Here is a 7,792-nt window from a genome sequence, read left to right as displayed (position 1 = left end):
GAGCACACCAAGCTGTCGCTCAACAAGCCCACATCCAACATAGATCGCAACTGTAATGCTAGGGCAGAGCCAGTGGGATGCCCAAGGATCCTGGGCAAACGTGGCAACTTCACACCTCTGGCGACCGCAAAGGGGTGCCTGCCTGTCCCTCGTGTAATCGGTGCATGGCGATCACGGCGTCCAGTCCGTTCACCCTGGTTGGCGATCGGATTCGATGGGTTGGTTGTACCCCATACATCCAGGACCACTGAAGATCTCGTGATCTGAGACAGAGCTAGTTTTGTTCGACATCGGTCTAGCAACCATCTACATGATTGATGCGATAACGATCCAAGAAGAGTTGGCATCGTCAACTGCAAGGAAGCTCCGATGCAAACGGTCACGTCCCAAGCCATGCCGGGCCCCCTAAGCCACGCGCAGATCAGAGCAATGCTCCAGGACGCTGAAGGACTGGCGGCAGCAATGCGGAAACAGCTAGGGAGGCGGCCCCAATCGCTGTCCTCCCGTGTCCAAGCTCTGATGCTCCTGATCTGTGCCCGCGTCTTCTCCGCCGAAATGCGGCGCCGCCTTCGCTAGTGCGATCCAACCGGGGTGGAAAAGCCTGCTTAGGCTCCACGGATGCGAAGAGACAGGATGGCTGGGATTGCCTTGCGCACCTGGAAGTAGCCGCGTGTCGCATGAGGCCAGACGAGACTGTCCCATTGCCGCCGCACCCGCACACATTCCTCCGGTAACGCGTCGGACGAGGGGCCGACCGGTGCCCACGCTGTCATCACTGGCAGACCATCATTCCAATTCGATTCAGTCATCCCGGATGAACAGCTGAAATGTGCGGCAGCCCGCGCCAGGGCATCGCTCATTGCCTCCTCGTCTGCACGGACCACACGCTCACAGGCTCCGGGCGGATGCGCCAACAGCCCACCTACCCGCATGACCTGTGTGCCGCCGATAGGCAGGCTCTCCGGGTACAGGTCGTCGAGGTGAAGCAGCAGTGCCACCGGAGCTGCTGGTACCGTCCCAGGAGGTGGTACCGGCCTAGTAGAATGAGTGGTGTGCTCCTCCAGCGGTGCGGGGTCCACGTCTAAACCCCGGGGTGAGAAGCGACCCTCGGTGTAGCGCCGAATGTTCTCGGCACGGGCGACATAATGCTTGCCGCGGGTGTGTAGCCCGGCCACCCAGCGCCAGGACAAGGTGTTGCTGGCAGGATCTCCGTCGAGCAAATGGCGCAGGAAGAAGTCTGCTCCCAGCGCCCACGGCAGGCGAAGGGTAAAGATCCAGATCGAGGCGAACCACATACGCGCGTGATTGTGCAGCCAGCCTGTTTCCACCAGTTCTCTGGCCCAGTGGTCAAAGGCGTCGATGCCAGTGCAGCCGGACACGGCATCTTCGAAAACCCTCCTCAACCCAGATTGGGTGGCCAACTGGTTACGCCCCTCGGTCGCTAGGTGGAGGTAGTCCGTCCAGATCGAAGGATGGCTCTCAAGATAGCCTTTGAAGTAGGAGCGCCAGAAGACCTCCTCAACGAACTTGCCAGCCGCTTGTGACCCCTGGGCGGCGACCGCAGCATCGACCACCTCCTCCTCCAACAAGAGGCGACGGCGTAGGTAGGGCGACAACGCGGTGGTAGATGGCTCGACTTCTGGACCCTGGTCGGTGTTCCGCCCCTGCACGTAGGCGTAACCCGTGCGTGGGAGCACTCCCGTCAGATGATCCAAAGCCGCGGTGCGAGTGAAGACGGAGTGATCGGCCATGATCATCATGTGGGGCTGCTCTGTCCGCCCGTGAGGGCGATGGTCTATCGATAGTTCTCTGGCGATCGAGATCCAGTGACCTGAGCCCCGAGATTTCTGCCGAGAGGAGGTAGAGTCCGTCACCCGTTTGGAGACGGACATGAAGCGCGGACGGTTCACGGAAGAGCAGATCATCGGGGTGCTGCGGGAGCAGGAGGCTGGGCTGAAGACGGCGGATCTCTGCCGCAAGCACGGGATCTCGGAAGCGACCTTCTATGCCTGGAAGGCCAAGTACGGCGGTCTTGGTGTGTCGTAGGCCAAGCGGCTGCGGACGCTCGAGGACGAGAACGGCAGGCTGAAGCGGCTGCTGGCCGAGGCGATGCTGGACAACGCCGTGCTGAAGGATCTCGCCACAGAAAATTACTGAGGCCCGCGGCCAGGCGGGCGGCGGTGGCCCATGCCCAGGAGGTGCACGGGATCAGCCAGCGGCGGGCGTGTTCGCTGCTCGGCGCCGAGCGGACGTCGATCCGCTACCGAGCCCGGTGCCCTGATGACGCGCCGGTTCGGGCAAGGCTGTGGGAACTGGCGGCCGAGCGCCGTCGATTTGGCTATAGGCGGCTGAGCATCCTGCTGGCGCGCGAGGGTATACGGCTGAACCACAAGAAGCTGCGGCGGCTCTATGCCGAGGAGAAGCTGCAGGTGCGCCGTCGTGGTGGCCGGAAGCGGGCTGTGGGCACGCGGGCGCCGATGGTGTTGCCGCAGGCACCGAACCAGCGTTGGTCGCTGGACTCCGTATCTGACGCGTTGGACGACGGGCGACGGTTCCGCATTCTGACGGTGGCCGACGACTTCAGCCGCGAGTGCCTGGCGCTGGTGGCCGACACCTCGCTATCCGGTGTCAGGGTCACCCGCGAGTTGGACACCGTGATGGCGCGGCGAGGTCGCCCCCTGGTGTGCGTCAGCGACAACGGCACCGAACTGACCAGCAATGCCATCCTGAAGTGGAGCCAGGACCGGCAGGTGGAATGGCACTATATCGCGCCTGGAAAGCCGCAGCAGAACGCCTTCGTGGAGAGCTTCAATGGCCGCATGCGCGACGAATGCCTGAACGAAACCCTGTTCACCTCGCTCGCTCACGCCCGGGCCGTGCTGGCCAGGTGGCAGGCGGACTACAACCACGTCCGGCCGCATTCGGCCCACCGCGGCGCCACACCCGCCGAGATCGGCAGGCGAGCCATAACGCCTCGGATGTTGGAAGCCCTTGCCAATGCCACTCCCGCGGCGGCAAACAATCACCAAGGACTCTAGCTCAGCCCAGAGAAACTTCAGGGCTCAGGTCACCCCCTCATAGGGACTACGCTCCCTCTCCGAGGGTTGAAGGAATACTGGCTCCTAATAGAGAGGGAGTGCGAACCGAATTTCAGGGGGGACACTGATCCCTCGTAGAGACTGCGCTACCTCCTCCAAGGGTTAGGGAATACTGTTTCCTAATAGAGAACCATCTTCGCCATTGCCTGTTACCCTGCGGTGGGCGCCTTGCCCCGGTTAAGTGAAGAGATGGATTGATGGCGAAGACTCAAGTAAACCTCGGCGAGCTGAGCGCCCAAGAGCTGACCGAACTTATTGAGCAGGCCACTGCGAAGCGTGCTGAGAAGCAAGAGGCGGCGAAGGCGGCTCTGATTGAGGAGATGTCTGACAAGGCCGCTCAGCTCGGACTGAGCCTTGAGGCATTGGTAGGCAAGCAGGCCGCCCCTCAGACCAATGTCCGCAAGCCGCGCGGCGACAAGGGTGGGCAAGTGGCCGTCAAGTTCCGTGGTCCCGATGATGCCACATGGACTGGCCGCGGCAGGATGCCAAGATGGCTCACGGAAGCCATTGAGCGCGGCCAGAGCAAAGAGGACTTCGCGGTTTAGCTGAGCATGTCGGGGCTGCCCTCAAGGGGGCAGTTCCTACTGCCTTCTCCATACTAGGGCAGGGACAGCCCTTTCAATTGCTCCTCCACTTGTCCAGCTGTCCAATTCACGTCGAAGCCCTGCGATCTCTGCATTCCCTTCCCGTCGAAGCCTTGCGGCTTCTGCTTCCCCCTCTGCATGTCCTATCCTCTCCCGCTGCTCAGCGAGTTCGCTCCAGGCACCCAGACGAGACGCAAGCCGTGTGCGGGACGGTGTGTGACAAGGCCTAGGACTGACCTGTTCGGCTACGGCGAGCTGCGCTCACTGCCCCGCCGGAGCCGCCCCGGCTTTCCATCCCTGACGCTTCGGAGGCGGCCCACTGCCGTTAAGGAGCATGCCCATGTAGTCCTTAACCTGCCCGGCCGCCTCCTGATAAACTGCCAACCCGCTCCGCTGCGAAGCGCTCGCGCAGCCAGGTCGCAGCGGGGCCGCAGGGCTGCTGCTTGTGCCAGACCAGCTCCAGCGCCACTGGCCAGTCCCCCTTGTCGAATTGCAGGTCGGGCGTGACGAGGTCCGGCGCGGCGGGGGAGGAGGCGATCACGTGGTCGGAGACGAAGGCCCAGCCGATCCCGTGCTTCACCATCTCCAGGATCACCCAGTGGCTCTCCACCCACCAGACCTCGGCGGCCACCCGCAGGCGCCGCTTCTCCGGCCCATCACTGCGCGCCGCCACGAGGATCTGGCGGTGGCGCTTCAGCTCCTCCCACTCCACCCGCGCCTTCGCTAGCGGGTGATCGCGCCCGCAGACGAGCTTGAGGGGCACCCAGCCGATGGTCTGGAAGCCCAATTCCGTTGGCAGGCCCTCTTGGCGCCACATGACGCCCAGGCTGGCCGTGCCGGATTGCACCATACGGCTGACATCCTCCATCAGCGGGAAGAGCAACTCCAGTTCCACGAAGGGGAAGCGTCGGGCGAATTCGGCGAACAATGCGCCCAATGCGTGCTCGGGGTAGAGCTCGTCGATGGCGACCACCAGCCGGTTCTCCACCCGCTGCTCCAGGCTGGTCGCCACGCCGATGAGGTGCTCGCGCCGGTCGAGCACCACGCGCGCCTCCCCCAGCAGCCGTTCCCCAGCCGGAGTAAGCACGGGGTTTCGGCCCACCCGGCTGAACAGCTCCAGGCCCAGATCTGCCTCCAGGTTCGCCACCTGGGTGCTGACGGCCGACTGCGCTTTGCGCAGCGCGCGGGCCGCGCCGGAGAATGACCCAGCCTCGGCCGCCGCTACGAAGGCCTGGAGCTGTTCGAGCGAGACAGCCATCTATCGGATTTCCAGATAGGTTCCAACTTGCTGCCGGGAGTATCGCAGATAGAAAGCGGTGCACCAGCCAAGCAATCCGAGGCAAGACCATGCGCAGCACACGCGACCGTATCCGCCACGCCATCCTCTTCGAAGTCCTGGGCCTCGCTCTCATCATCCCGCTCGGAACCCTGCTGTTCGGGCTGCACGCCTCCGACATGGGGGTGATCGGCGTCGGTAGTGCCTGCGTGGCAACGGCGTGGAACTACGTCTACAATCTCGGCTTCGATCACACGATGCAGCGGCTGGCCGGGCACACGCGCAAAAGCCTCCCCGTGCGCCTGGCCCATGCCGTGCTGTTCGAGGCAGGGCTGCTGGTGATCCTGCTGCCGCCGATCGCTTGGTACCTCGGGATCGGTATTGTCCAGGCCTTCGTAATGGATATCGCTATTGCGGCTTTCTACGTGGCCTACGCCTTCGTCTTCAACCTGGTTTATGATCGGGTTTTCCCCCTCCCGACTTGGTCTGCTCAGGCGAGAGTGGTCGGGTAACCGGCCAAAATATGCTGGTCAGGCCTCCTCTCGAGCGCGCGCGAAGCTCGTCAGATGCTGAGGCGAGCTTGGCGCTGACAAGCGGCTCGCCGGCCCGGCTGCCGCGGCAGGGTCTGGCCGGTAGCGGCTAGTCCGCTTTCGACGCCACGGTGAAGGGAAGCAGACACAGTGCAGACATGAACGCGGGGAGTTCGCTCGCATGTCGTGATTACCGAGGCGGATCTCCGCAGCGGCAACCATCCCGCGGATACCGTAGCTCTCGGCGCCTTCCCCATTGACGTGCACGAGACCCGCGGTACCGCGACGCGGCTGGAGCGGATGGGCGAGCCGGATCACCATTATGCCATCCCGCTGGGCGCCTTGGTTCCGAAAGACCTGATAATGCGCCGATCTCGCGCTGCGGCATTTCAGCCACGCATACCTCGTTCGGCGCCCTGTGAATCATGCCGCAGGCGATGGCAACCGGCTAGGCCACGGGCGTTGCCGCGGCTCTGGCGACGAAGCGGAACGCTCCGGTGCATGAGATCCCGTTCGCTGAGGTGGACGCCGAACTGCTGGGCCAGGGGGCGCTTCTCCAGGCGCCCGGCGCCGCCGCTGAACTCCCCGCGCCCAGGTGAGCCATCGCGAGAAGTCCGTACGGCTTCTCGCCAATGTCCAGGGCTGCGGTGCTGCTGTTGCGGAGCGGCCCGTGACCCTGGACGAAGCCTCAGCCGGGCTGCTCCCAGGGCGATGTCTGGCCCAGGCTGTTTCGGAGGGTAGAGACCAGCGCCTGGACACGCGGGATCTGCACCCGGTTCGTGGGGACGAGGGCCTTGATCAAGATATCGGGCAAGGAAAACCCGGTCAGCACTTCCGTCAGTTCGCCGGAGCGTAGCGCAGGGGTTGCGACGTAGCTCGGCAGCAGCACGATGCCGTTCCCTTCGCGGGCAGCGGCGAGAAGGACCTGGCTGTCGTTGGCGCTCAGCTTGGGCGCCACCTCCACCCCAATCGGGCCCCGGTTGCTCTCGAAGGTCCAGATCGGGCCGGTCGGCAGGAAGTTCAGGATGTCGTGCCCCGCGAGATCCCGCGGGTGCTTTGGCATGCCGCGCGAGGCGAGATAGGCGGGTGACGCGCAGACCATGCGCCGCAAAGGGCAGAGGGGCTCGTCGAATACGTTGCTGAAGAAGGCCGGGAACACCGTCACGGCGAGGTCGAACCCCTCCTCCACCGGGTTCAGCGGCCGGTCGGCCAGCACCACGTCCAGGCTCAACCGCGGGTGCTCCGCCTGAAAACGGGCCAGGATCGCGTCGAGATGGAGGATGGTCAGCGTGGTTGGAACCTTTACCCGCAAGTGACCTTCGAGGTCGCGACGTGGCCGGGCCATGTCAACCAAGACCTCGTCCAGCTCGGGCACCGCTGCTCGTACTCGCGGAAGGAAACGGTGGCCCGCTTCGGGCAGGCCACGCGGCGGGTAGTGCGCGTGAACAGCTCCATCTTCGCTGTTCATTGCAGTTGATCGATGCGCTTCGTCACAACCGAGGGCGCCACCCCGATCTGCCGGGCCGCAGCGGAGAAGCTGCCGCAGTTAGCCACGGCCAAGAACGCCTTCAGGTTCGTCAGCGTATCCAATGCGCTTTTCCTGATTGTTCGCGATCCGCGTCAGCTCGGGCGCGTCTTCATCGATGCCTCGGGCGACGGCGATCTCACCATGTGGGCCGGGGCACCCTGGGAGCTTGGCGATGGGAAGGGCGGGATGCTCCATCCCTCCACCATGTTCCGCCTCAACGCGGTGGCCGCCGGTGCGGCGGAGGCGCGTGCCTGGAAGGGCATCCCGGCGATCATGGAAGCGGCCGAGCGCGACGAAGGGATGCGCTTCCTGCGTAAGACTCCCATCATTCGCCCGCAGAAGAACTCGATTGAGTGGCGCGCTAACGTCACGCAGGTCACCAATCCGGACGGCAGCCCCGTGGATGGCACCGATGCTGTTCAGCTGAGCCACGGCGAGATCGAGGGGCGCCGTCAGATACGTGACAGCTTCGCCTTCATGCGAGCGCGCGTCCCCTCCTTCCGCGACGCCTACATCGTTGACATCCCGCCCCAGCTCGGCATCCGGGAGACGCGCCGGGTCCTCGGCGACTACGTCTCGACCGAGGCGGACGTGCTGGAGTGCGCGAGCTTCAATGACACAATCGGCGTCAACGGCTGGCCGATCGAGGCGCACGTGGCGGGCGACGTGCTGTTCAAGTGGCAGGACATCCCGAACGCCAGAGGCCTTAAAGCTCGGGACAGAACCTGGGTTGAGGCGTTGAGGAAGGATAGCCCTCCTCGTTCCTGATGAGCTCT

Annotated in this window: 7 protein-coding genes and 2 pseudogenes; 5 read left to right on the top strand and 4 right to left on the bottom strand. The window is 64.2% G+C overall.

Features of this window, described 5'->3' with window-relative positions; all coding sequences use genetic code 11:
* Positions 1–605: 605 nt before the first annotated feature.
* Positions 606–1,760: an FAD-binding domain-containing protein gene (locus tag ACFFIC_RS18225; RefSeq protein WP_377052941.1), complete on the bottom strand. Its 1,155-nt coding sequence runs from the start codon at positions 1,758–1,760 to the stop codon at positions 606–608.
* A 130-nt stretch (positions 1,761–1,890) separates the two neighbouring features.
* Between ACFFIC_RS18225 and ACFFIC_RS18220 the strand changes: the two are divergent.
* Positions 1,891–3,038, top strand: a pseudogene (locus ACFFIC_RS18220) (IS3 family transposase).
* Positions 3,039–3,295: 257 nt separating this feature from the next.
* The gene (locus ACFFIC_RS18215) at positions 3,296–3,643 is read left to right on the top strand and encodes an H-NS histone family protein (protein ID WP_377052939.1); all 348 of its coding nucleotides are present in this window, start codon (positions 3,296–3,298) and stop codon (positions 3,641–3,643) included.
* A 388-nt stretch (positions 3,644–4,031) separates the two neighbouring features.
* Here the strand turns inward: ACFFIC_RS18215 and ACFFIC_RS18210 are convergent, their stop codons facing one another.
* Complete coding sequence (locus ACFFIC_RS18210) at positions 4,032–4,940, bottom strand: LysR family transcriptional regulator (protein ID WP_377052937.1); 909 nt, start codon at positions 4,938–4,940, stop codon at positions 4,032–4,034.
* A gap of 89 nt (positions 4,941–5,029) precedes the next feature.
* Here ACFFIC_RS18210 and ACFFIC_RS18205 point away from each other — a divergent pair, with 89 nt between their 5' ends.
* Together ACFFIC_RS18205 and ACFFIC_RS18200 are read left to right on the top strand one after the other, a co-directional pair.
* Entirely contained in the window at positions 5,030–5,470 is a 441-nt protein-coding gene (locus ACFFIC_RS18205) for a PACE efflux transporter (protein ID WP_377052935.1), read from the top strand.
* Between the two features lie 192 nt (positions 5,471–5,662).
* Positions 5,663–5,833 (top strand): annotated as a pseudogene (locus ACFFIC_RS18200) (FAD-dependent oxidoreductase); the annotation flags it as partial.
* Positions 5,834–6,176: 343 nt separating this feature from the next.
* Here the strand turns inward: ACFFIC_RS18200 and ACFFIC_RS18195 are convergent.
* Together ACFFIC_RS18195 and ACFFIC_RS18190 are read right to left on the bottom strand one after the other, a co-directional pair.
* Positions 6,177–6,833, bottom strand: a complete 657-nt coding sequence (locus ACFFIC_RS18195; RefSeq protein WP_377052933.1) for a substrate binding domain-containing protein — start codon at positions 6,831–6,833, stop codon at positions 6,177–6,179.
* A 119-nt stretch (positions 6,834–6,952) separates the two neighbouring features.
* On the bottom strand, positions 6,953–7,042 hold the full coding sequence (locus tag ACFFIC_RS18190) for a helix-turn-helix domain-containing protein (RefSeq protein ID WP_377052931.1): 90 nt from the start codon (positions 7,040–7,042) through the stop codon (positions 6,953–6,955).
* Between ACFFIC_RS18190 and ACFFIC_RS18185 the strand changes: the two genes are divergently transcribed.
* The gene (locus ACFFIC_RS18185) at positions 7,002–7,784 is read left to right on the top strand and encodes an FAD-dependent oxidoreductase (protein WP_377052943.1); all 783 of its coding nucleotides are present in this window, start codon (positions 7,002–7,004) and stop codon (positions 7,782–7,784) included. The genes ACFFIC_RS18190 and ACFFIC_RS18185 overlap by 41 nt on opposite strands.
* Positions 7,785–7,792: the final 8 nt, after the last annotated feature.

This window comes from Muricoccus vinaceus (assembly GCF_042433125.1).
GTDB lineage: Bacteria > Pseudomonadota > Alphaproteobacteria > Acetobacterales > Acetobacteraceae > Roseomonas > Roseomonas vinacea.
This window is presented reverse-complemented; position numbering and strand designations above follow the sequence as displayed.